Annotated in this window: 21 protein-coding genes; 11 read left to right on the top strand and 10 right to left on the bottom strand. The window is 67.3% G+C overall.

Going from position 1 to position 22,822, the window contains the following annotated elements:
* Positions 1–328: 328 nt before the first annotated feature.
* Genes NI1_RS27335 through NI1_RS27320 form a run of 4 tightly spaced genes read left to right on the top strand, consistent with a single transcriptional unit; the run spans position 329 to position 4,573 of the window.
* Positions 329–1,261: a carbohydrate ABC transporter permease gene (locus NI1_RS27335; RefSeq protein ID WP_067826158.1), complete on the top strand. Its 933-nt coding sequence runs from the start codon at positions 329–331 to the stop codon at positions 1,259–1,261.
* Entirely contained in the window at positions 1,258–2,106 is an 849-nt protein-coding gene (locus NI1_RS27330; RefSeq protein ID WP_067826156.1) for a carbohydrate ABC transporter permease, read from the top strand. The genes NI1_RS27335 and NI1_RS27330 overlap by 4 nt, the downstream gene beginning before the upstream one ends.
* A gap of 20 nt (positions 2,107–2,126) precedes the next feature.
* Positions 2,127–3,458 carry an ABC transporter substrate-binding protein gene (locus NI1_RS27325; protein WP_067826154.1) on the top strand — a complete coding sequence of 444 codons (1,332 nt, stop codon included), beginning with the start codon at positions 2,127–2,129 and terminating at the stop codon, positions 3,456–3,458.
* A 35-nt stretch (positions 3,459–3,493) separates the two neighbouring features.
* Complete coding sequence (locus tag NI1_RS27320; protein ID WP_067826152.1) at positions 3,494–4,573, top strand: ABC transporter ATP-binding protein; 1,080 nt, start codon at positions 3,494–3,496, stop codon at positions 4,571–4,573.
* Between the two features lie 3 nt (positions 4,574–4,576).
* On the opposite strand, the gene NI1_RS27315 is transcribed toward NI1_RS27320, so the two are convergent.
* The 4 genes from NI1_RS27315 to NI1_RS27300 all read right to left on the bottom strand — a co-directional run bounded on the left by NI1_RS27315 (position 4,577) and on the right by NI1_RS27300 (position 8,553).
* Positions 4,577–5,104, bottom strand: a complete 528-nt coding sequence (locus tag NI1_RS27315) for an AAA family ATPase (protein ID WP_067826150.1) — start codon at positions 5,102–5,104, stop codon at positions 4,577–4,579.
* Entirely contained in the window at positions 5,098–7,080 is a 1,983-nt protein-coding gene (locus NI1_RS27310) for a M13 family metallopeptidase (protein ID WP_067826148.1), read from the bottom strand. The genes NI1_RS27315 and NI1_RS27310 overlap by 7 nt, the downstream gene beginning before the upstream one ends.
* A gap of 122 nt (positions 7,081–7,202) precedes the next feature.
* Positions 7,203–7,604 (bottom strand): DUF397 domain-containing protein, encoded by a 402-nt coding sequence (locus tag NI1_RS27305; protein ID WP_067826403.1) that lies wholly within the window; start codon positions 7,602–7,604, stop codon positions 7,203–7,205.
* 31 nt (positions 7,605–7,635) lie between these two features.
* Positions 7,636–8,553, bottom strand: a complete 918-nt coding sequence (locus tag NI1_RS27300) for a Scr1 family TA system antitoxin-like transcriptional regulator (protein WP_084523788.1) — start codon at positions 8,551–8,553, stop codon at positions 7,636–7,638.
* Between the two features lie 89 nt (positions 8,554–8,642).
* Between NI1_RS27300 and NI1_RS27295 the strand changes: the two genes are divergently transcribed.
* On the top strand, positions 8,643–9,116 hold the full coding sequence (locus tag NI1_RS27295; protein ID WP_067826146.1) for a hypothetical protein: 474 nt from the start codon (positions 8,643–8,645) through the stop codon (positions 9,114–9,116).
* A gap of 49 nt (positions 9,117–9,165) precedes the next feature.
* On the opposite strand, the gene NI1_RS27290 is transcribed toward NI1_RS27295, so the two are convergent.
* A complete protein-coding gene (locus tag NI1_RS27290; RefSeq protein WP_067826144.1) occupies positions 9,166–9,657 on the bottom strand; it encodes a DUF4190 domain-containing protein in 492 nt (163 codons plus the stop codon).
* Positions 9,658–9,666: 9 nt separating this feature from the next.
* The gene (locus NI1_RS27285) at positions 9,667–10,446 is read right to left on the bottom strand and encodes a pirin family protein (RefSeq protein WP_157535369.1); all 780 of its coding nucleotides are present in this window, start codon (positions 10,444–10,446) and stop codon (positions 9,667–9,669) included.
* 258 nt (positions 10,447–10,704) lie between these two features.
* Here NI1_RS27285 and NI1_RS27280 point away from each other — a divergent pair, with 258 nt between their 5' ends.
* The 3 genes from NI1_RS27280 (at position 10,705) to NI1_RS27270 (ending at position 14,295) form a co-directional block, all read left to right on the top strand.
* Positions 10,705–11,175 carry an NUDIX hydrolase gene (locus NI1_RS27280; RefSeq protein ID WP_067826142.1) on the top strand — a complete coding sequence of 157 codons (471 nt, stop codon included), beginning with the start codon at positions 10,705–10,707 and terminating at the stop codon, positions 11,173–11,175.
* On the top strand, positions 11,172–12,566 hold the full coding sequence (locus NI1_RS27275; protein ID WP_439957304.1) for an MFS transporter: 1,395 nt from the start codon (positions 11,172–11,174) through the stop codon (positions 12,564–12,566). Before NI1_RS27280 ends, NI1_RS27275 begins: the two co-directional genes overlap by 4 nt.
* Positions 12,567–12,675: 109 nt before the next feature.
* On the top strand, positions 12,676–14,295 hold the full coding sequence (locus tag NI1_RS27270; RefSeq protein ID WP_067826140.1) for a DUF4185 domain-containing protein: 1,620 nt from the start codon (positions 12,676–12,678) through the stop codon (positions 14,293–14,295).
* A gap of 9 nt (positions 14,296–14,304) precedes the next feature.
* On the opposite strand, the gene NI1_RS27265 is transcribed toward NI1_RS27270, so the two are convergent.
* Genes NI1_RS27265 through NI1_RS27255 form a run of 3 tightly spaced genes read right to left on the bottom strand, consistent with a single transcriptional unit; the run spans position 14,305 to position 16,657 of the window.
* Positions 14,305–15,168: a 5-oxoprolinase subunit C family protein gene (locus tag NI1_RS27265; RefSeq protein ID WP_067826138.1), complete on the bottom strand. Its 864-nt coding sequence runs from the start codon at positions 15,166–15,168 to the stop codon at positions 14,305–14,307.
* Positions 15,165–15,890, bottom strand: coding sequence for a 5-oxoprolinase subunit B family protein (locus tag NI1_RS27260; RefSeq protein WP_067826136.1), 726 nt, complete (start codon positions 15,888–15,890; stop codon positions 15,165–15,167). The genes NI1_RS27265 and NI1_RS27260 overlap by 4 nt, the downstream gene beginning before the upstream one ends.
* A gap of 11 nt (positions 15,891–15,901) precedes the next feature.
* Positions 15,902–16,657 (bottom strand): LamB/YcsF family protein, encoded by a 756-nt coding sequence (locus NI1_RS27255; protein ID WP_067826134.1) that lies wholly within the window; start codon positions 16,655–16,657, stop codon positions 15,902–15,904.
* Positions 16,658–16,862: 205 nt separating this feature from the next.
* On the opposite strand from NI1_RS27255, the gene NI1_RS27250 reads away from it, so the two are divergent.
* Positions 16,863–17,690: a hypothetical protein gene (locus NI1_RS27250; RefSeq protein ID WP_067826132.1), complete on the top strand. Its 828-nt coding sequence runs from the start codon at positions 16,863–16,865 to the stop codon at positions 17,688–17,690.
* Between the two features lie 25 nt (positions 17,691–17,715).
* Here the strand turns inward: NI1_RS27250 and NI1_RS27245 are convergent, their stop codons facing one another.
* Positions 17,716–19,149: a CCA tRNA nucleotidyltransferase gene (locus NI1_RS27245; protein WP_157535367.1), complete on the bottom strand. Its 1,434-nt coding sequence runs from the start codon at positions 19,147–19,149 to the stop codon at positions 17,716–17,718.
* A gap of 122 nt (positions 19,150–19,271) precedes the next feature.
* Here NI1_RS27245 and NI1_RS27240 point away from each other — a divergent pair, with 122 nt between their 5' ends.
* Complete coding sequence (locus NI1_RS27240; RefSeq protein ID WP_067826128.1) at positions 19,272–19,826, top strand: NUDIX hydrolase; 555 nt, start codon at positions 19,272–19,274, stop codon at positions 19,824–19,826.
* A complete protein-coding gene (locus NI1_RS27235) occupies positions 19,823–22,366 on the top strand; it encodes a DUF6049 family protein (protein ID WP_245663425.1) in 2,544 nt (847 codons plus the stop codon). The genes NI1_RS27240 and NI1_RS27235 overlap by 4 nt, the downstream gene beginning before the upstream one ends.
* Positions 22,367–22,822: the final 456 nt, after the last annotated feature.

Genomic DNA, 22,822 nt, shown 5'->3' with positions numbered 1-22,822 from the left:
GCCGTCGCCGGTCTCGCATGCGGGCCGGCGGCCAGGTGCGACCCTGATTCTGGACGTACCCGGTGAGTTACCCTCTCGTCCCGAAATCAGTTGTCACCTACCGACACACGAAGGACGTCCTCGGCCGATGCCGAGGACGTCCTTCGTGTTCGTTACCTGTTCATACGATTCCGTCACGAAAGAGACTGGGCGACCGTACTATTCGCGCATGTCCGCGCCAGCTGCGGGTGAACCTGGTGAACATACGGTGGCGGCTGCCCGCCCACAGTTCAACGGGTTGGCATCCAGACGTCACCGGCTATTCGCTCGCAACCGTCAGGCTGCGCGGGTGCGATCGAGCCCCGAACGAGTACTACCGCAGCCACCCGGTCGGGGCTGGCGTGGACGGCCATGGCAGGACTATGCGCTGTTCACCATCCTGGTGCTGCCGAACCTGATCCTGTTGTCGGTCTTCGTATATCGGCCGCTGATCGACAATATCCGGCTGTCGTTCTTCGACTGGAACATCTCCGACAGTGAGTCCACCTTCGTCGGGTTCGACAATTATGTCGAGTGGTGGGGACGCAACGATTCATGGCAAATCGTCCGCAATACAGTGATTTTCACGCTGGTCGCCGTCATCGGCAGCATGGTGCTGGGCCTGGCGCTCGCCCTGCTGCTGGATCGCAAGCTGTTCGGGCGCAATGTGGTCCGGTCGGCGATCTTCGCACCGTTCGTCATCTCGGGCGCGGCCATCGGCGTGGCCTTCCAGTTCGTCTTCGACCCGACCGTGGGCCTGGTGCAGGACGTCCTGCACAAGCTCGGCGTCGAGGACGTGCCGCAGTTCTACAAGGACCCGAACTGGGCGCTGTTCATGGTGACCGTCACCTACCTGTGGAAGAACCTGGGCTACACCTTCGTCATCTACCTGGCCGCCTTGCAGGGCACCCGACAGGATTTGATGGAGGCGGCGGAGATCGACGGCGCGAGCCGCTGGACCACCTTCACCCGGGTGCTGCTGCCGCAGCTGCGGCCCACCACCTTCTTCCTCTCCATCACCGTGCTGCTGAACTCGCTCCAGGTCTTCGACATCATCTACACGATGACCCGCGGCGGGCCGCTCGCCACCGGCACCACCACCATGGTCGTGCAGGTGTACCGGGAATCCTTCGTCAACTTCCGTGCCGGGTACGGGGCGACGGTCGCCACCATCATGTTCGTGGTGCTGCTGACCGTGACGCTGCTCCAGGTGCGAATCATGGATCGGGCCGAGCGGTCATGAAGTTCAAGCGCGGCGACAGTGCTTTCTGGGCAGACGTTTTCGGCTACCTCGCCATGGTGTGCGTGCTGATCATCGTCGGGGTGCCGCTGTTCTGGATCATCATCAACTCGTTCAAGGAACACGACGACATCTACGTGCAGCCGGCCGTGTACTGGCCGCACGTGTGGCATCCGGAGAACTATCGCGAGGCCACCACCACGCTGCCGTTCTGGACCTTCCTACGGAACTCGCTCATCGTGACCGGCGTGGTGGCGGGGGTGAAGTTCGTGCTCGGTGTGCTCAGCGCATACGGGCTGGTGTTCCTGCGGTTCCCGGGGAAGAACGTGCTCTTCCTGGTGATCATCGCGGCGCTCATGGTGCCGAACCAGATCACCGTCATCTCCAACTACGCGCTCGTCTCCCAGTTGGGCTGGCGAAACACGCTGGTGGGCATCATCGTTCCACTCTGCGGTGTGGCCTTCGGGACGTTCCTGATGCGCAATCACTTCCTGTCGCTGCCGAACGAGGTGATCGAGGCGGCGCGGATGGACGGCGCGGGCTGGTGGCGGCTGCTCACCCGGGTGGTGCTGCCCATGTCCGGACCGACCATGGTGGCGTTCGCGGTGGTCACGCTCGTCAACGAGTGGAACGAATACCTGTGGCCGTTCCTGATGGCCGACAGCTCCGACGTCGCCACGCTGCCGGTCGGGCTGACCCTGTTGCAGAACACCGAGAACCCGAGCATCACCAACTGGGGGCCGGTGATGGCCGGCACCCTGCTCACCATGCTGCCGATCCTGATCGTCTTCCTCGCCTTGCAGCGTCACATGATCAAGGGCCTCACCTCCGGTGCGGTCAAGGGCTAAGTCCCAGAAGGAGATTCACAGTGTCCGAATCGCGATTCCCGAATCTGTCTCGTCGCGGATTCCTCGGGCTGGCCGGAGCCACCGCGGCCGGGCTGGCGCTCACCGCCTGCGCGGGCACCGGTGGTGGCGGCAGCAAGCAGGGCGGTGACGGCAACAAGCTCACCTTCTGGTCCAACCACCCGGGCACCTCCAAAGACCAAGAGCTGGAACTGATCAACAAGTTCCAGGCCAAGTACCCGGAGATCAAGGTCGAACTGGTCGACGCGGGCAAGAACTACGAGGAGGTGTCGCAGAAGTTCAATGCGGCGCTCTCCGGCGGCGACCTGCCCGACATCGTGGTGCTCTCGGATGTGTGGTGGTTCAATTACGCGCTCACCGGCAAGATCGAGCCCCTGGACAGCCACTTCGGTTCCGCCGGTGTGAAACTCGACGACTACGTCGATTCCCTCGCCGCCGACTACCTGTACAACGGCAAGCATTACGCGCTGCCCTACGCGCGCTCGACGCAGGTCTTCTACTACAACAAGGACGTCTGGTCCAAGGCCGGTCTGCCGGACCGCGGCCCGAACTCCTGGCAGGAATTCGACGAGTGGGGCCCCAAGCTGCAATCCGTCGTCGGCGGCGGCAAGTTCGCGCACGGCTGGGGTGACGCCAAGAACTACCTGGGCTGGACCTTCCAGGGCCCGATGTGGACCTTCGGCGGCGGCTACTCCGATCAGTGGAAGCTGAAGTTCAACGACCCCAAGTCCATCGAGGCCGGGAACTTCCTGCGCACCATGATCAACGACAAGAAGTACGCCACCATCAGCCCGCAGGTCGCGGTGGACTTCGGCACCGGCGTGGTGGCCTCGGCCATCGCCTCCACCGGTGATCTCAAGGGCATCAAGAAGAGCGCCGAGGGCAAGCTGGAGTTCGGCACCGCCTTCCTGCCGCACCCCAACGGCGCGGGCGCCACCACCGGCGGTGCGGGGCTGGCCATTCCGTCCGGTATCTCGGACGCACGCAAGGAGAACGCGCTCAAGTTCATCGAGTTCGTCACCAATGCCGCCAATACCGCCTACTTCTCGCAGGCCACCGGGTACATGCCGGTGCGCAAGTCGGCATTGCAAGACCCGACCGAGATCGAGTTCCTGGCCAAGAACCCGAACAACAAGACCGCCATCGAACAGCTGGCCGTCACCAAGTCCCAGGACTACGCCCGCGTCTTCCTGCCCGGCGCCGACCAGATCATCGGCGGCGGTATGGAGCAGATCGGCAACCAGAACCGCGACGTCACAGCGGCTTTCGCGGATATCACCACGCAGCTCCAGTCGATCTACGACAAGCAGATCGCCCCCAAGCTGCCCAAGTAATACCGCCGACCTGACCTAGCTAGGAGACCCGCCGCATGGCGACTGTGCAGTTCGAGGGCGTATCCCTCACCTACCCGGGTGCGCCCGCCCCGGCCGTGTCCGACCTGAACCTCGATATCGCCGACGGTGAATTCCTGGTCCTGGTCGGGCCGTCCGGCTGCGGCAAATCCACCAGTCTGCGCATGCTGGCGGGTCTCGAAGCGGTCAGCACCGGCAGCATCCGCATCGGCGGCCTGGACGTGACCGGGCTGGCTCCGCGCAATCGCGATGTGGCGATGGTCTTCCAGAGTTATGCCCTGTATCCGAACATGACCGTCGCCGAGAACATGGGCTTCGCGCTGCGCAATGCCGGAATGTCCAAGGCGGACACCCTGGTTCAGGTCAAGGAAGCCGCGGCCATGCTGGAGCTCGAGGACCTGCTCGACCGGAAACCGGCCAAACTCTCCGGCGGCCAACGCCAGCGCGTGGCCATGGGGCGCGCCATCGTCCGGCGGCCGCAGGTGTTCTGCATGGACGAACCACTGTCCAATCTGGATGCGAAACTCCGCGTGAGTACTCGCTCGCAGATCGCCGCCCTCCAGAAGCGGCTCGGCACCACCACGGTCTACGTCACCCACGACCAGGTCGAAGCCATGACGATGGGCCATCGGGTGGCCGTGCTGAAGGACGGGCATCTACAGCAGATCGCCGCTCCCCGTGAGCTTTACGACAACCCGGTCAACACCTTCGTGGCCGGCTTCATCGGCTCGCCCGGCATGAACCTGCTCACCGCCCCCATCGAAGCCGGCGCGGCGGTCCTCAACGACCTGCGAATCCCGGTGCCGCACCAAGTCTCCGGCTCACACGTGGTGATCGGCATCCGCCCCGAATCCTGGGAACTCACCACCGACCCCACCAACGCCCTGGCCGTAGAGGTCGAACTCCTCGAAGAGCTCGGCGCGGAATCGTTCCTCTACTCCCACGGCATCACCGATCAATGGTCCAGCCAATCCGGCCGAGTAGTGGCCCGAGTGGACCGCCGTCTCCGCATCACGCTCGGCGAACGCCTCTACCTCACCCCGAAACTGGACGAAATCTTCTTCTTCGACGCCGAAACCCAGCAACGCTTGTCCTGAACCTCAGGGCAGGGGGCGCGCCTGCGCGAGAATCGCGTCCACGGTCTGCTCGACCGTGAGATCCGAAGAGTCCAGCCACAATCCGATCGCCGGCGTGGTCTCGCGCAGTCCGGTATCGAGATCTTCGACGGTATAGGCCCCGTAGGCGTTCTTCGCCCGCCCGGCCTCCCGTGCGGCGACCGCTTCCGGCCGGGGAGCCAATACGACCACATAGCGCGGCCGAGTCCGGATCCGGTCGGCGAACCACGGCAGGAACTCACCCAGCACCACATCCTGCACGACGGCCGTAAAACCCTCGGCCGCATAGGCATCCGCCGTCTGCGCGGCCAATCGGTAGCGCAACCGCAATTGCGCCAGCGCCGCCTCCGGCGGATCCGGCCGCATCTCCTCCCGCCCGCTCACCACGAACCGGCGGAAGGCATCGCCGCGGATATGCGCCGACTTCGGCAGGCGCTCCGCGAGCGCCTGCGCGACAGTCGATTTCCCGGCGGCTTGAATGCCGGTGATCAGATAGACGGCTCCGGCTACCAAATCTTCACGCGTTCGGCCGGGTCCAGGTAGAGGGCGTCGCCGGGTTTGACGTCGAAGGCTTCGTGGAAGCCGTCGAGGTTGCGGACCACGCCGTTGCAGCGGAATTCGGGCGGGGAGTGGGGGTCCACCGCGAGGCGGCGGATGGCCTCTTCCCGGCGAGCCTTGGTGCGCCAGACCTGGGCCCAGCCGAAGAAGACTCGTTGCAGGCCGGTCAGGCCGTCCAGTTCCGGGGATTCCTTGCCGTTCAAGGAAATCTTGTAAGCCTCCAGGGCGATGGAGAGGCCGCCGAGGTCGCCGATGTTCTCGCCGATGGTGAATTCGCCGTTGACGGTGTGGTCGTCGGAGAGGTCCTTGGGGGAGAAGGCGTTGTACTGGTCGATGAGAGCCCTGGTGCGCTTGGCGAATTCGGTGCGGTCGGACTCGGTCCACCAGTCGATCATGTTGCCGTCGCCGTCGTACTTCGAACCCTGATCGTCGAAGCCGTGACCGATCTCGTGGCCGATGACCGCGCCGATGCCGCCGTAGTTGGCGGCGTCGTCGGCGTTCATGTCGAAGAACGGCGGCTGGAGAATGGCCGCGGGGAAGACGATTTCGTTGAGGCCGGGGTTGTAGTAGGCGTTGACCGTCTGGGGGGTCATGAACCATTCGTTGCGGTCCACCGGGCCGCCGAGCTTGTTCAGGTCGCGGTCGTGTTCGGCGGCATAGCCGTTGCGGTAGTTGCCGACCAGGTCGGCGGGGTCGATGGTGATGTTGGAGTAGTCGCGCCACTCGTCGGGGTAGCCGATCTTGGGGGTGAACTTCTCCAGCTTCTCCAGCGCGGCCCGGCGGGTGTCGGGGCTCATCCATTCCAGGTCGGAGATGTTGCGGCGGTACGCCTCTTGCAGGTTCTCGACCAGCTCGACCATGCGGGCCTTGGCCTCGGGCGGGAAGTGGCGGGCCACATAGAGTTTGCCCACCGCCTCACCGAGGAGGTCCTGGACGAGGGAGACGCCGCGCTTCCAGCGTTCGCGGTTCTCGGGAGCGCCGGTGAGGGTGCGGCCGTAGAAGTCGAAGCTCGCCTCGACCAGGTCATCGGTGAGGTAGGGGGCGCGGGACTTCACCACTCGCCAAGCGGCCCAAGCCTTCCAGTCCTCGATGGACTCGGCCGACCAGAGCTGGGCGAAGGTGCGGACGTAATCGGGCTGGCGGACCACCAGTTCGGCGAAGAGTTCGCGGCCGGTGCGGTCCGAGCCGGCGGCCAGGGCGGAAGTCCAGGAATCCCAGTCGAATTCGGGGTTCTCGGCGGCCAGCGCGTCGAAAGTGGTGAGGTTGTAGCTGAGTTCGGCATCGCGGCGGCGGACCACGTCCCAGTGGCCGGTGGCCAGCTCGGCCTCCAGGTCGAACACGCGCTGCGGGTCGTACTCCAGGTTCGCCAGCTCGAACATGCGGCCGATGTGCGCCAGGTACTTCGCGCGGATCTCGGCGTATTCGTCCTTGTGATAGTAGGACTCGTCGGGCAGGCCGATACCGGACTGGGTGGCGTGCACCAGGTAGCGCTGCGAGTTCTTGTCGTCGGTGTCGACGTAGAAGGCGAGCGCGCCGCCGACGCCGGTGCGCTGGAGCCGGCCGATGAGCGCGGCGAAGTCCGAGCTGTTGGCGACCGCGGCGATGGCGGCCAGCTCCTCGGCGATCGGCGTCAGGCCCGCGGCGGCAACCGCCTCGGTGTCCATGAAGGAGTTGTAGAGGTCACCGATCTTGCGCTCCTCGCTGCCCGGAGCGGCGTCGGAGGCGGCGGCTTCCTGGATGATCGCCTGCACATCCCGCTCCGCCTGGTCGTACAGCGTGCGGAAGGCACCGTCGACCGCCCGGTCGCCCGGTATCTCGTAGGTATCCAGCCATTCGCCGTTGACGTGCGCGAACAGGTCGTCCTGCACCCGCACACCGTCATTACGGAACGACAGGTCAAGTCCGGAGGGAGCGTTCAGCTGCGAAGTCACGCAACCCAGTATGCCTGCGGAACGCGACAACTGATCTCGCACGATTCCGGGTAACTCACCGGGTACGCCCAGCATCGGCTCGGCACCTACCGCCGGTCCGCATGCACAGCGGTCGACGGCTCTCAGCTGTGCGCTGAAGTCCCGGAGAGGCGGACAGGCACCCGATTGAATTCGCCATCTTGCGCGCCGGCCAGAAAGGCGTCCCATTCTCCAGGGGTGTAGACCAGGGTGATCTCACCGTGGCGCAGTTCGGTGTGCCCGTCGGGGCGGAGGCGGGCGGTCAGGTCGACCGGGTCCGTGCCGCAGCCGAGCACTACGCCGAGGAAGGACATCCATTCGGGTGCCGTGACGGTGATAACGGGCTCTGTTTCGAGACGGCGTTCCGGATCGCGCCGGAACTTGCTGTCGCGAATGAGCACCACGGCACCGTCGAAACGTACCTCGACACACTGATTTCCATTATTGGTGCGGGTCGATGTGAACCAGCCGGTGGATTCCGGCTGATAGTTCGCGGTGTTGAGCATGGGCGGTAGTTTACCGTCGGACACGCGTCTCCTACCCTTGCGAATAATGTTTGATCATCTCCAAAGACTCTGTCCGGCCCAGTGATTGGTCGAGCGCGCGCACGAATGCGAAACTCAAATCGCGCACCTGGTCCGGATCATCCACGGCGCCGCCGAAAACAGCGCTCTCCACCCAGCCGAAAGTCGGCAGGTTTTCCGATGCGAAATCGAGCAGGTGGAAACTCGAGCCGCCCAGAATCGCCCCGTGCGAGGCGCTGAACGGAATCACCCGCACCGAAACCGAATCCAGTTCCGCCAGCAGCTCGGCCAGGTGCTCGAGTTGCCGGCGCAAAACTTTGGGGCCGCCGATCTGTTGCAGCAGGGTGGCCTCGCCGACCACGGCGGTCAGCTCCACCCGATCGTGCGCCGCGCGCAGGCGTTCCTGACGGCGCATGCGCACCGCCACCAATTGCTCGACCTGCACCGGCCGGATCATGACATCGGCGCTGATCAGCGCTCGCGCGTACTCCTCGGTCTGAAGCAGGCCGGGGACCACCAGACTGTCGTAACTGCGAATGGCCTCGGCGCCGAACTCCATGCCGTAGTAGCGCTGCAACTCCGCGCCGATCAAGGCCGAGGACTTCGCCCACCAGCCGCGTTCCTTACTGGCGGTGAGCAATTCGAGCAGCTCCTCGCGCTCCTCACCATCCACCTCGAGCAACTCCAGCACCGGCCCGATGGTGTTGGCGGTGAGCACCCGCCGCCCCTTCTCCACATGCGACCAGTTGGCCGGAGTGAAGCCGGCCCGCTTGGCGAACGTGGCCGAATCGAAGCCGCGTTGTTCACGCAGCTCCCGCAGGCGCAGCACCAATTCCCAGCGGGCGACGGTCGGCGAGACCCCGACGGCCCTGCGCTGCTGGGGGTTCGGGGGCGAAGCCCCTGCGAGCCCCCGGGAGTTGGGTTGACCCATAGCAAGGGACTCTACTCCCGAAATCCACCGGCGTGTGACTATTGTCATACCGATTGCGGAGCCTTAGGGTCATTAGCAGGAGGTTCGCCATGAGCGCGCTGGACCCGTCTTCGTACTCCGCCACGCAGGAAGCGCTGGCGCGGTGCCGCAGTTACCGCAAGGAAAACGGTCTGTACGGGGTGGTGGATTCGGTGCTCGGTCGAATCATGTTGGAAGTCGGGGCGGTCGGCGCCGTGACCATGCCCGCTGACCTCGGCAAGCGTGTGCGCGACCGGTTGCTGGCGCAGCACCGGTGCGGACCGGTCATCGCCCACCCGCGCTCGGGGCGATGGACGTTCCTGACCGGTCCGACCGACGATTCGTATCTCGACAGCGCCTTGTTCTCGGACCTGTTCCGGGACTGCGCCGCGGTGGCGCTGCCCGGTAGCCAAATCGTCCTGCCCTCACCGACAGACGAGCACGCCGCCTATCGAACCTGGATTTACCCGCCGGACGGGGACTTTCGTCCGGAACTCGCGGAGGTGCTGGCCGCAACCCGCGAATGCCGCCCGGCGGCAAGCTGATTCAGTTCCCAACTGAGTATTGGGTCTGGGGGCCAAGCCCCAGGCCCCCTTACGTCGGCACCGGCGTGAAGGTGATGCTGAACCGATCCTCGACCCGCTGCTGGAAATCCCGCTCGCACTGGTCGATCTTGGACTGATTGCCCTTGGCGTCATTGATGCAACTGATGTAGTCGGTGGTCCCGGTCTCGGAGAACACGAACCACACCAGAATGCCGACGATGATGCCGCCGATCAGGCTGATGGCGCCCATCACCAGACCGCCGATGGCCATCCCCTTGCCGTCCGCGGTCCCGGCGCGCACCTTCGACAGCGCGATCAAACCGAAGATCAAGGCCAGCAGGCCGAAGATGATGCCGAGGATGGTGAAGATGACGGTCCAGAAGCTGAGAATGCCCAGAATGCCCAGGACCAGCGCGGTGATCGCGAGTCCCTTGCTCTTCGGCGGTTCCTGCCAGTAGGGGCTGCCGCCCGGCGGCGGGTAACCGCCCGGGGGCGGTGGTGGTTCCTGGCCGTACTGTCCGGGAGGTGGGTACTGTGCCATGCCCAGATGCTATTGCCCGCCGAGGCGAGCGTGCATTTCCCACACCAGGATTTCGGACGGGATATTCGCGGTCACCCGCTGCCCGCCGCTGCGCACCATCCGCACCGCGTCCCCCTCGTACAGCGGGCCGACACCCTCCATGTCGACCTCCCCGCGCGCCACGAAAAGATGCAGGTAGGGCGCTTCGGGTAGTCGAACCTCGGCCGGTTCGGCGGGTCCCGCCAGGCGGGCCACATGCAGCGCGGAATGACTGCTGTTGATGGCGATGGCGGTCCGGTCGCGATAGCGCGGCAGCCCCGAGGCCACCGTCACCAGCCCGCCCCCGGCCAGCTCGTCGTCGATCTCCAGCTGCTGATAGCCGGGCGTCAGGCCGGGTTCGTCCGGCACCACCCACATCTGCACGAAATGCACCGGCTCCTCGTGCGCGGGGGCCGTGCTGATCCGCCAGGAATCGTTCTTCTCCGAATGCAGAATGCCCGCGCCCGCGCTCATCCGCTGCGCCAGGCCCGGATAGATGACACCGCTGTGCCCGAGCGAATCCTGATGCACCAGGCTGCCGCTCAGCACCCAGGTGACGATCTCCATATCCCGATGCGGATGGGTTTCGAATCCCTCGCCGGGCAGCACAATGTCCTCGTTGTTGACGAGTAAGAGGCCGTGATGGGTGTTGTCGGGATCGTAGTGTTCCCCGAAGGAGAACGAATGCTTCGAATCCAGCCATGCCACACGCGTTTTCATACGATCGCCCGCGCGATGGACATCGATGTGTGGTGTCGTGAGGGTGGACACCGCCGTACTCCTCTCACCGGCGAGCACCGATCAGAATCCAGGGTAGGGGCACAATCCGCGCCTTCAGCTGAATTCCCGGTAAATTCTATCGTGAGAGCAGCACCGTCCTGCACGCCGCCGACCAGGCACTTCGATATCGGCGTAGCGAGCAGGCAAATACGCGGCGACCATCCGCCCTTGTGAGTGCCTTGTCAGCGGTATTCGGTCGGCGACCGTATCATGATGTGCCGCAAGTGAAACCGGAGGGAGAGCAGGGGGATGCGACCCGAAGTACTCGCGGGCATCGAACGCGAACTCCGGCAGCAGGCCGAGGGTGAGGGGATCGTCCACTTCGTAGTCGGAGTGGCGGTATTCCGTAATGGGAAACTCCTGGTCGTACGGCGTGTCGCCGATGATTGGCACGGCGGGATGTACGAACTGCCCGGTGGCGGAGTGGAATCCGGGGAGAGTTTCGCCGAATGTGTGGAACGCGAACTCTTCGAAGAAACCGGGCTGCGGGTCACCCGGATCACCGATGTGCTGGGCGGGTTCGACTACGCCACCCGGACCAAATCCCGGGTGCGGAAATACAGCTTCGTGGTGGAGGCGCTGGGCGGGGAGATCATCCTCGATCCGAGCGAACACGACCAATTCCAATGGGTCGATGCCGACGGACTCGACAACCTCCCCATGGCCGAGGATATGCGCGCGGCCGTGTTCGCCCTCGTCACCACGCACCCCGCCAGGTGAGCACACCCGCTACCGACCACACCGCCGGATCCGAACCGACCCGTCCGTCAGGCCGCCGTGCCGCGCTCGCGACCGCACGCGCCGCGATCCGGGAGAGTCCGGGCACGCTGCGGCTGAGCGTCATCCGGCTGGCGGGCCAGTGCGGCGACGGCATGTTCCAGGCCGCGCTGTCGGGGGCGATCCTGTTCAATCCGGAGCGGGAGACCGATCCGCTCGCCATCGCGGGCGGGTTCGCGGCCCTGCTGCTGCCCTACTCGATCATCGGGCCGTACGCGGGCGCCATGCTCGACCGCTGGGATCGGCGGCTGGTGCTGCTGGTCGCGAATATCCTGCGCGCCTTGCTCATCGCGATCACCGCGGCCGGACTGCTCGCCGGCATGGGCAATCGGCTGCTGCTGGTGTTCGCACTCGCCGTGATCGGGGTGAGCCGGTTCGTGGGAGCGGGCGTATCCGCCGCGCTGCCCCGCGTACTGGCACAGCGGTGGCTGGTGCCGATGAACTCCGTCCTCGCCACCGTGGCGTCCGGGTGTGCGGTGCTGGGCGCGGGCGTCGGATTCGGCATCATCGGCGCGGCCGGAGCGGGGGATCTCGGCTCGGCGCTCGCGGTCGGGGTGAGCGCCACCGGGTCGGTGATCGGCGCGCTCGCGGCCCGCGGGTTCTCGCCCGGGGCACTGGGACCCGAGCGGGCACCCGTCACCGTGAATACCCCACCTGCTTATCCGCCCGGCGATACCGGCACGCTGCGGGCGCTCGCGGCCGGGCTGCGGTCGGGGGCGACGGCGGCGTGGCGGTCCCGCGAGGTCACCACGGCAATGCTCGGAATCGGGGCGCACCGCATGGTGTTCGGGGCCGACACGCTGTTGATGGTGTTGGTGCTGCGGCGTGGCACCGAGGCCGGGGTGGGGAAGAACCTGGCGAAATTCAGTGCCGCCATCACCTCGACCGGGGCGGGCATGCTGGTGGCGGCCGCGGTCGCGCCGCTGCTGATTCCCCGGCTGGGCCGCTCGCGGACCGTGGTGGCGGGGCTGGTGACCGCCATCGTGGTGCAGTTGGCGCTGGTCACGCCGATCACCATTGCCACCGGCGCGGGGGAGCGGCGCGCGGAGCTGATGCTGCTGGCGGCGGCGTTCCTGCTCGGGCTGTGCGGGCAGACCATCAAGCTGACCGGGGACGCGGCCATGCAGATCGATATCGACGATGCGCATCGCGGGCAGGTGTTCGCCTTGCAAGACACCGTTTTCAACATCACCTACGTGCTGGCGCTGGCCGGGACGGCGCTGTGGATTCCGGCCGACGGGCGCTCACCGGCGCTGGTGCTGGTGGCGGCGGGCGTCTACGGGTGCGGGATCGCCGCCATCGCGGTGAATTCGCGGCGGCATGCCGGACGGTAGCCGGTCTCGGCTCGATCACATCCGGTCGACAGCCGGGTGAACGTCCGGGCGTGTCGCGCGGAACCGGTTACGGTGGAGACTCAGCCCGCCCGAGGAGGCTCCACCACGCATGAGATTCCGGACGCCCGGTCACCCGCCGCGCCTCGGAATCCCTGTCGCACTGGCCCTCTCGGGCGCTCTTGCCGTGGGCGCGGGAATGTTGCCGGTCGCCGCGCGCGGTGCGCCGCATCCGTGGGCGCCGCCGCCGGTGAACAGTTGCGGGGAAACAGGATTCGACCCACTGCTGCGTGAGTCACCGGAACCGGCCCCCGAACCCGCACCCGCGCAACCGGATCCGACCGTTCGCATCACGGTGCCCGCGCCCAGCTTCCTGCCGGTACCGGTGCCGGGTCCGCGACCGGACGGTACGCGGATCGATCCGGCGCCGCTGCCGGCGAATCCCTGCGACAATCCGTGCCCGGATATCCGGGACAGTCCCAAACCCGCGCCGGCCACCACGACGCCGGAAACTACCGCGCCGGAGGCGAATCCGGGCGAACCGGCCGAACCCGCCACCACCACCACCGCGGCCCCGGCCACCCCGCCGGGACTCTTCCCCGATATCGAGATCACGCCGCGCACCGAGACCGTTCCCATCCCGTACCCGGGCGGCGACCCACCCGAACCGCAGCCGGGACCCGCCGTGGAGCCGCAGCCCTGGGAAGCCGGCCCGGCCGCCGCACCCGGGCCGGTGCCGGAGGTCGAATCGGTGGAGCTGGTCGAGCAGCTCACCGGGCACGGTTCCGCCAACCGCACCGATATGCGCTGGTCGGTGGATGGCACCGATCTCGGACTGATCTACGAGACCGGTCCGGGCCAGGTCGCGTTGGTCTTCGGCGACACCTTCGGCAAGGGCTGGGAACCGCCCGGCGCGGGCACCGGCGAACAGGATTGGCGCAGCAACACCCTCGCCTACAGCACCGACCGGAATCTGGCCGACGGCCTGACGCTCGATACCTTCGTCCAGGATTCGCGCTGTCACGCGGCCGAGATCCTGGACAGCCGCAAGATCGAGAACTTCGAGGTCACCACCATTCCCACCTCCGGGTTCACCCTCGGCTCGCGGCAATACCTGACCTATATGTCGGTCAACGCCTGGAGCAGCCGGCCCGGCGCCTGGGTGACCAATCGCGGCGGGCTGGCCTGGTCCGACGACAACGGCCGGACCTGGACCAAATCCCAATGGGCGCAATGGGACAACCTGCTCGGGCTGGCGCGGTTCCAGGTCTCGGCCATGGTGCCGCACGGCGATTACGTCTATCTGTTCGGTACGCCGAACGGCCGGTACGGGACGCTCGGGCTCGGGCGGGTACGAAGCGAACAGGTGCTCAACAAATCCGCCTACCAGTACTGGATCGGGAACACCTGGGTCTCGGCCGACGGGCCCACCGAAATGCTGGTCAGCCCTTTGGTTTCCGGTCCGGTCGGGGAGGTGTCGATCAGGTACGACGCGGCGTCGGGGGAGTGGCAGATGACGTACCTGGACGTGAACCGGCATCAGATCGTGCTGCGCACCGCGGCGGAACCGCAGGGAGCGTGGAGTGAACCGGTGCCGCTGATCGACACCGACGACTACCCCTCGGCCTACGGCGGATTCATCCACCCGTGGTCGACGAGCAAGGACCTGTACCTGACCATGTCGGCGTGGAACAGCTACAACGTGTACCTCGTGCACGTAGCGCTGAAGTGAGACAACCGATCACGACGCGCGGCGGAAACGCAGGGCCTGCCCCGGTCGCGCCTGCGCCACCGCATCCACATCGGCATCGACCACCACCGCGATCACCGGGTAGCCGCCGGTGATCGGGTGATCGGCCAGGAAGATCACCGGCTGTCCGCTCGGCGGCACCTGGATCGAGCCCAGAGCCATTCCCTCGGTGGGTAATTCGCCGCGAACGCGACGCTCCAGCGCGGGGCCCGACCGCCGGTCCAGGCGAGCGCCGATCCGATCGGTATCGGAGGAGATCAGCCATTCGCCCGCGAAAAGCGCTGCGGCATCGGTGAACCAGTCGTCGCGCGGTCCGGGGATGGCACGCACCACGAGTTCGCCGTCCGGGGGCGGCGGGACCGGGGCCACATCCACGATGGGATGGCTGCGCGGGGGAGCGCCGATCGGGAGGACATCGCCCGCACGCAGCGGGTCGGGGCCGATGCCCGACAGCGTGTCGCGGCTGCGGGAACCCAGCACCGGGGGGATGTCCAGGCCACCGCGCACCGCGAGGTAGCTGCGCAATCCGGCGGTGGCCCAGCCGAGCCGAAGGCGTTGCCCCTCCTCCAGTTCCAGCACGCTCGCCATGCCCATGGCGCGGCCGTCCAGGGTGATGGGCACCGCCGCGCCCGTGACCGCGACGGTGAGATGGCGTTCGGCCAGCAGTTCCAGACCGCCCAGCAGCACCTCGATACCGGCCGCGCCCTCCGGGTTCCCGACCAGTCGATTGGCCAGCCGCAACGCGGAGCGATCGGCCGCACCGGATCGCCCGACACCGGAATCGAACCAGCCGGGACGGCCCAGATCCTGCACGGTGGCCAGCGGTCCGACCCGCTCCACTCGAATCGCCGTCATCGGGCCGCCTCCGCGATCACGAATCGCACCCGGGTACCCGCGCGCACCAGCGCGGGCGGATCCCGATCCACCTGCCACATGGGCGATTCGGTGGTGCCGATCAACTGCCAGCCGCCCGGACTGCGGCGCGGATAGACCGCCGAATACCCGCCCGCCAGGGCCACCGCGCCCGCCGGGATCGCGGTGCGGGACTGTTTGCGGCGCGGCACCGTCAACCGGCCGTCCGGGGATTCCAGATAGCCGAACCCGGGTGCGAAACCCACAAAGGCGCAACGCCATATCGTCCCGGTGTGCTGGGCGATGACCTCCGCCGGCGGCACCCCGAGCAGCTCGGCCACGGCATCCAGATCCGCGCCGTCGTAGCGCACCGGGATCACCACCGGTTCCGAACGGAAACCGTTGCCGCCCACCGTGGGCTCGATCCGTTCGGACCGGTCCGAACTGCGGGGACCGAACGCACCGGCGGGCACTCGCGACCGCGCGGCCGAACGGGCCAGCAATACCTCCAGCTGCCGTCGCACCGATTCGGCCGCAGCCGCCGAAACCAGTGTGACCAGTACGGTTTCGGCCGCGGGCAGCACATCCAGCACGCCATCCGGCCGCTGCCGCAATCCGGCCACCAGCTCCACCACCAGATCACGCGACGGCGGAATCACCAGCAGCGCACGATCACCCGCCGACCGGATCTCCCCGGTCGGTAGCACGCCCTCCGCCCCAGTCATCGGCTGTCAGCTCACCGGGTGAAGGACTCGACGGGCAGGCCGGACTCGTCCAGGGCCGCGCGGATGCGCCGGGCCATCTCGACGGCGGCGGGGGAGTCGCCGTGCACACAGATGCTGGCGGCGTGCACGGCCACGGTACCGCCGTCGAGGGTGACGGCTTTGCCGGTGCGAGCGATCGAAAGCGCCTGGGCCACCGCATCGTCCGCGGTGAGGACCGAACCGGGAAGTCCGCGCGGGGCGAGCAGGCCGTCGGGGGTGTAGGCGCGGTCGGCGAAACCCTCACCGATGAAAGGGGTTCCGGCCGCGATGGCGGCGGCTTCCATCTCGGTGCCCGCCGGACCCAATAGCGCGAGGGCGGAATCGAATTCGCGGAGCGCCGCCACCACGGCATCGGCGAGGGCGCGGTCGGCGGCGGCCGCGTGATACAGCGCGCCATGCGGTTTCACATAGCGGACGCGGTCACCGGCGGCGCGGGCGAAGGCATCCAGGCTGCCGATCTGATACAGCGTTTCGTCGCGGAGTTCCGCCGGATCCACCGCGATGGCACGCCGGCCGAACCCGGCCAGGTCGCGGTAGCCGACATGGGCGCCGATGCGTACACCCCGCTCGACAGCCAGCCCGCAGGTGCGCCGCATGATCGACGGGTCGCCGGCATGGAAACCGCAGGCGATATTGGCGCTGGTGACCACCTCCAGCATGGCCGCGTCATCGCCCATCCGGTACACGCCGAAACCCTCGCCCAGGTCGCTGTTCAGATCCACGGGCATATGTTCTCCCTCGGTAGGCCGGTCGCAGGTTCGATTGTGGTCGCGTACGCGGGCCGCGACAACACACATGGTCCGGACGGGGCAGACCGGCCCGGGACGGAGGTCGCGGTACCCCGACCGTCGCGGACGGGCCGCGGCCGCTGTGACGTGGATCGCAGGGCGATCCCGGCCGCTGTCACCGCCGACCGCTACGCTCGAACCAATCATGGCCACGTATTTCGATCCGAAGTCCTGGTCTCCACTGCGTGCGGTGGATCTGGGGATGGACTTGGGTAAGCGCCTGTTCGACCAGACCTGGGTCGACCAGTGGACCAGCTTCACCTCCGCGTGGCTGGATCCGGTGGCGGATTTCGGGGTCGGCACCGTCACCGCGCTCATGCCCGACGTGCTCATGACACTGCTGTCGGAGGGGATACTCAGCCAGTTCGGCGGGCAGGAGGTCAACGCGACCTTCCTGGGACACGAACTACGCGCCACCCTGCACACTTTGAAGGTACGAAGACGCGGGGCGCACTTCCAGTCCAAAACCGTACTCACCGAACTGTTCTGGAACGAGCATCCGATCCAGGAGCTCACCGTGATCGCGCACGGGGTGCGTTTGATTCCGGGGGTGCCGACCAAGCTGCGCAGTCAGCAGCTGGATGTGAGCGGCGTGATATCCGTTGCGGCGCTGCTGAAGTGGATCAATACCTGGCAGCCGGACTGGGAACTGGAGCCGGCCGAGAACGGTCTCGTACTGGCCAAGCACCGGCATCGCAAGTTCCGGGCGCTGGCCGAGGCCGAGATCGTGGACAATACGCTCGTCATCAAGGTGCACAGTGCGCACTGGCGGAAAGTACGGGCGCCCAGGCGATTGACGATGTTGAAGCCGATCGCGTTGACACAGTTGCCGAATCAGGCCCGCATCCTCCGCGCCCAGCGCAAGGGCGACCTGATCGAATTCGCCGCCGACCTACCGGGATTGGCGGCCTCGTTCGATCTGGCGCAGATCCGGTCGGCCATCGTCGCCGGAACCACGCTCATCGTCTTCTAGCCGAGGGGCGAAACCCCCCTCAGCGCTACGAGAGTTGCCCGTTCCACCACTTCAAAAGTTCGGCCTCGGCTTCTTCGCGCTCCATCGGGCCGCGGTCCAGGCGCAGTTCCTTCAGGAAACGCCACGCCTTGCCGACATCCGGACCCGGTTGCAGGCCGAGCAGTTCCATGATGGCGTTGCCGTCCAGCTCGGGGCGGACGCGTTCCAGATCCTCCTGCTCCTTGAGCCGCTCGATGCGCACCTCGAGGTCGTCATAGGTCGAACGCAGCAGCGCGGCACGGCGTTTGTTGCGAGTCGTGCAATCCGCGCGCACCAGCTTGTGCAGACGGGGCAGCAGCTCACCGCCATCGGTCACGTAGCGCCGCACCGCCGAATCCGTCCACTGCCCCTTGCCGTAGCCGTGGAACCGCAGGTGCAGGTACACCAGCCGCGCCACATCCTCGGTGAACTGCTTCGGATACTTCAAGGCGCGCATGCGCTTTCGCACCATCTTCGCGCCCACCACCTCGTGATGGTGGAAGCTGACCCCGCCGCCGGGCTCGTTCCGCTTGGTCGGCGGCTTGCCGATGTCGTGCAGCAGCGCCGCCCAGCGCAGCACCAGATCCGGATCGCCCTCTTCCTGGTCGATGGCCTGGCGCAGCACGGTCAGCGAATGCTGGTACACGTCCTTGTGCTGATGGTGTTCGTCGATCTCCAGCATCATGGCCGGGACCTCGGGCAGCACCTGCTCGGCCAGGCCGGTCTCCACCATGATGTCGATGCCGTCGGTCGGGTAGTCGCCGCCGATCAGCTTGTCGAGCTCGGTGTGAATGCGCTCCGCGGTGATCCGGTCGATCTCCGGAGCCATGGCCACGATCGCCGCCCGCACCCGCGGCGCGAGGGTGAAACCCAGCTGCGAGACGAACCGCGCGGCACGCAACATGCGCAGCGGATCGTCCTGGAAGGAATCCTCCGGCGCCGCGGGCGTATCCAGCACGCCTTCGAGCAGATCCTCGACACCGCCCAGCGGATCCACGAATTCGAGTTCGCCGAGTTCACCGATGCGCACGGCCATGGCATTGACCCGGAAGTCGCGCCGGACCAGATCGCCTTCGAGGGTGTCGCCGAAGGTCACCTCGGGATTGCGCGAGACGCGGTCGTAGCTGTCGGCGCGGAACGTGGTGATCTCCAGCTGCTGACCGTCCTTCGAGGCACTGACCGTGCCGAAGGCGAGCCCGCCGGTGTCCCACAGATTGTCGGCCCAGCCGCGCATCAACTCCTGCACGACCTCGGGCCGGGCATCTGTGGTGAAATCGAGATCGGTGCCGAGCCGGCCGAGCACCGCGTCGCGCACGCTGCCACCCACCAGATACAGCTGATGGCCGTGCTGGGCGAAAAGCTCACCCAACGGCGTCAACACGTCGGAGAGCCGACCCAGAGTTATCGCCGCCGCGGCGAGCAATCGGGTACGGCGATCCACGCTTGCTTCCTCGGACTTCGGCGAAACCACGAATACGCAGCTTAGTGCAGCGGGCAAATCCTTTGCGGCGGCCGGTGCGGAGGATGAGCGGGAGCGTCCGCTCTCCCCGCTAGACTGGCGCAGTGTCCCCGGCCGATCGCGCGAACAATCGCCGCCGCCAGCCCCGGCGCCGCGGTTCGGCCGGTAGTGCGGCGAAACCCGCCGGTGCCCCGAAACCACGCATGCGCACGGTCCGCGAAACCTCCGCGGGCGGGCTCGTCGTCGATGGTCTGGACGGGCCCAGCGAGAAACGCTGTGCCGCCCTCATCGGGCGCACCGATCGGCGCGGCCGGCTGCTGTGGTCGCTGCCGAAGGGGCATATAGAAGAGGGTGAGACCGCCGAGCAGACCGCCATCCGTGAGGTCCAGGAGGAGACCGGGATCCACGGCACGGTCGTCGCCGAACTGGGCAGCATCGACTACTGGTTCGTGACCGAAGGCCGGCGGGTACACAAGACGGTGCACCATTATCTGATGCGTTCACTCGGCGGGGAGTTGTCCGACGCCGATGTGGAAGTCACCAAGGTGGCCTGGGTTCCGTTGAGCGAACTCGATTCCCGGCTCGCCTACGCCGACGAGCGCAGGCTGGCCGAGGTCGCCAACCGGCTGATCGACCGGATGGAGAACGGCAGACAATGACGCGTGCGGGGTCCGAGCGTGCTGGGCGAGACACCGCGGCGGTTACACCGAAGAGAACGCAGCGGAAGCTGCATCGCTGGGTGCTGTCGCTGATCGCGGTATTGCTGACGGTGCTGACCGGCGCCTTGCCCGCGAGCGCGCAACCCAGCGGCAGCAATGGTTCCGGCACCTCCAATGCGCCGAAATTCCTGAAGCTGTCACTGGATTCGGTGACGCCCAATGCCATCACCGCCACCAGTGACCCGTACTTCGTGGTGTCGGGGACCATCACCAATATCGGTGACCGGCCCGTGGACGATGTGGCGGTCCGGATTCAGCGGGCCGCCGCCGTCAGCGGTCCCAGCGGGCTGCGCTCCACGCTGCGGCTCGATCAGATCAACTATGACGTCGCCGGCGAATTCCAGGACGTGGCCGAACGATTGACGCCCGGCCAGCGGAAACAGTTCAGCCTCACCGTCGCTCTCCAGGCCGGCGCCGAACTGCCCGGCGGCGTCTCGGCTTTGGACATCACCGCGCCGGGCATCTATCCGCTGCTGCTCAATGTGAACGGCGAACCCGCGTACGGCGGACAAGCCCGCCTGGACGACGCGCGGTTCCTGCTGCCGGTGCTCGGCGTGCCGGCCGTGGCCGACGCCAAAACCCCTGCCGCGCCGCCGGTTACCCCGCCCGCCGACGCGCCGGTCGCCACCACCATGCTGTGGCCGCTGGCCGATCGGCCGCGCCTGGTCGCGGGGATGCCCGGCTCGCCGGACGGGAAGGCGATGCTCACCGACGACGATCTGGCCGGTTCGCTCGCCTCCGGCGGACGGCTCGATCAGCTGGTGTCGGCGCTGGAGACCTCGCTCAAGACCGAGGGGCAGCGGGACAAAGTACTGAACAGCGCCTTGTGCCTGGCCATCGATCCGGATCTGCTGCTCACGGTTTCGTCCATGATCGACGGCTATCTGGTGCTGGCCAGCCCCTCCGATCCGGAGGGGGCGACCCGGTCGGGTACCGGCTCGCACGCCGCCAAGACCTGGCTGGATCGATTGCGCACGCTGGCCTCCGGCATGTGCGTGGTGGCGCTGCCGTTCGCGCAGGTGGATCCGAGCGCGCTGGCCGCGACCGGGGACATCACGCTCGCCGACCGGGCGCTGAATTCGCCCGCCGAACTGGTGGATTCGCTGCTGTCGGTGAAATCGGTGCGCGGCGTGGCGGTGCCGGACGCGGGCAGCATCGACAACGAGGCCGCGGCGCTCTTCGCGCACCACGGATACGGGACCGCCGTGCTCGCCGACAATGCGGTGACCACCGGCGAGGGGCGCAGCAATCTGGTGAGCGCCGCGAAGACGCCCGGCGCCCCCGCCGCCCCGCTGCCGGAACCGGCGAGCCCGGATATGGTGCGGCTGACCGGAATCGGCGACACCACGCCCGGCACGCCGGAGCTGAAGGCCGCCACCTTCGATATCTGGTCGGCCACCGCGCTCGCGGCCGTCGGCTCGCATCCGCCCACGCCGCCGTTCACGCCGGAGAAGGTGCGCTACGACCTCACCAACGATTCCCGGGCGGCGCGCCTGCAAGACGCGCTCGGGGCGATCACCTGGTCGGCGCTGAATCCGCAACCGGGACGGCCGCGTTCGGCGCTGCTCATGCCGCCGCAGCAGTGGGGCGCCAACCGGGACGAGGCGACGGCGCTGCTGGGGCAGCTGCAATTGCTGTTCCGCAGCAATCTCGCGGTGCCGCGGGCGCTCACCGATCTGGTGGCGCAGGCCCCGGATCCGCAGCCCTACGAACTCGACTACCTGAGCCAAGCCGCCGGTGAGGCGGTGCCCGCGCACTTCACCGAACCGGTACGGCAGCAGGCGCAACGCATTACCGAGATGATGAACGCGCTGGTCGACGTGCCGCAGCAGGAGCTGAGCCCGCGCGCGTTCCTGAATCCGCTGCGCGACGACCTGATCCGGGTGCTGACGCTCTCGGATCGGCGGGCATCGAGCGCGCAGGCCGACACCACCGCGCAGCGGCGGCTGGATCAGACCGGGCGGACGCTGGACAAACTCTTCGGCTCGGTGACGGTGCTGCCGCCCGGCGGGGTGTACACGCTGGCCTCCGAACAGAGCCCGCTGCTATTGGTGGCGCGCAATGATCTGCCGGTCGCGATCCGGGTCGAGTTCCGCATCGACGCCCCCGCCGAGACCAACATCACCGATATCGGCGAACAGGTGCTGCCCGCCAAGGGAACCCGCTCGTTCCAGATCCCGACCGAGGTCTCCGACAGCCGAAACCTGGTGATTCCCATTGCCCTCAGCACACCCGACGGGGTGCCGCTCGGCAATCAGGTTTCGGTATCGGTGCGGTCCAACGCCTACGGTCAAGTGTTGGCGATAATTACCGCGAGCGCCTTCGTACTGCTGCTCCTGCTGGCGGGCCGCCGGCTCTGGCACCGCTTCCGCGGCGAGTCCGATCCGGCCGACGAAGGGTTCGACCCGGGAACACGCCGCAGGGTCAACCGTTACCGGCGCGCGCGGAAACGGGAGTTGAAACGACAGGAGACACGGTGAGCGAGTACGGCGGGCCGCGCTCATCCGGCCGAGGGGAAGGTCCGGGGCAACCGGGCCGACCCGGGCGACCCGGCGGGCCCGGCGACTCCGACCGTTTCGACGGCTCCGATCGAGCGGGCGCCGAATGGCCCGAAGACTCCGACCAGTTGGACGGACCCGGCCGGTTTCCGGGAGCGGGGCGTCCCGAGCAGCCGGGACGGCCGGAGGGACAGGACGGGCCGACGCCACGGCGGGCGCCGTCGGCACCGTGGGAGCGTGGCGTGCGGCAACCCGGCCGCCGGCCTGGACCAGGAGGAGGGAACGTGCCGAGCGGAAATCCGCCGGGAGCCCCGGGGCGCCAGCAACCCGGTCAACCGTCCGGTCCGCGTTTGGTGCCGGGACGCGAACCCGAATCCGGGCCGATCCTGAGACGCCCCACCGGACAGCAGCCGGTACCGCCGCGCGCACCGCAGCCAC

This window comes from Nocardia inohanensis NBRC 100128 (assembly GCF_001612945.1).
GTDB lineage: Bacteria > Actinomycetota > Actinomycetes > Mycobacteriales > Mycobacteriaceae > Nocardia > Nocardia inohanensis.
The sequence above is the reverse complement of the archived record's forward strand: the minus strand, read 5'-3'. Positions and strand labels throughout refer to the sequence as shown.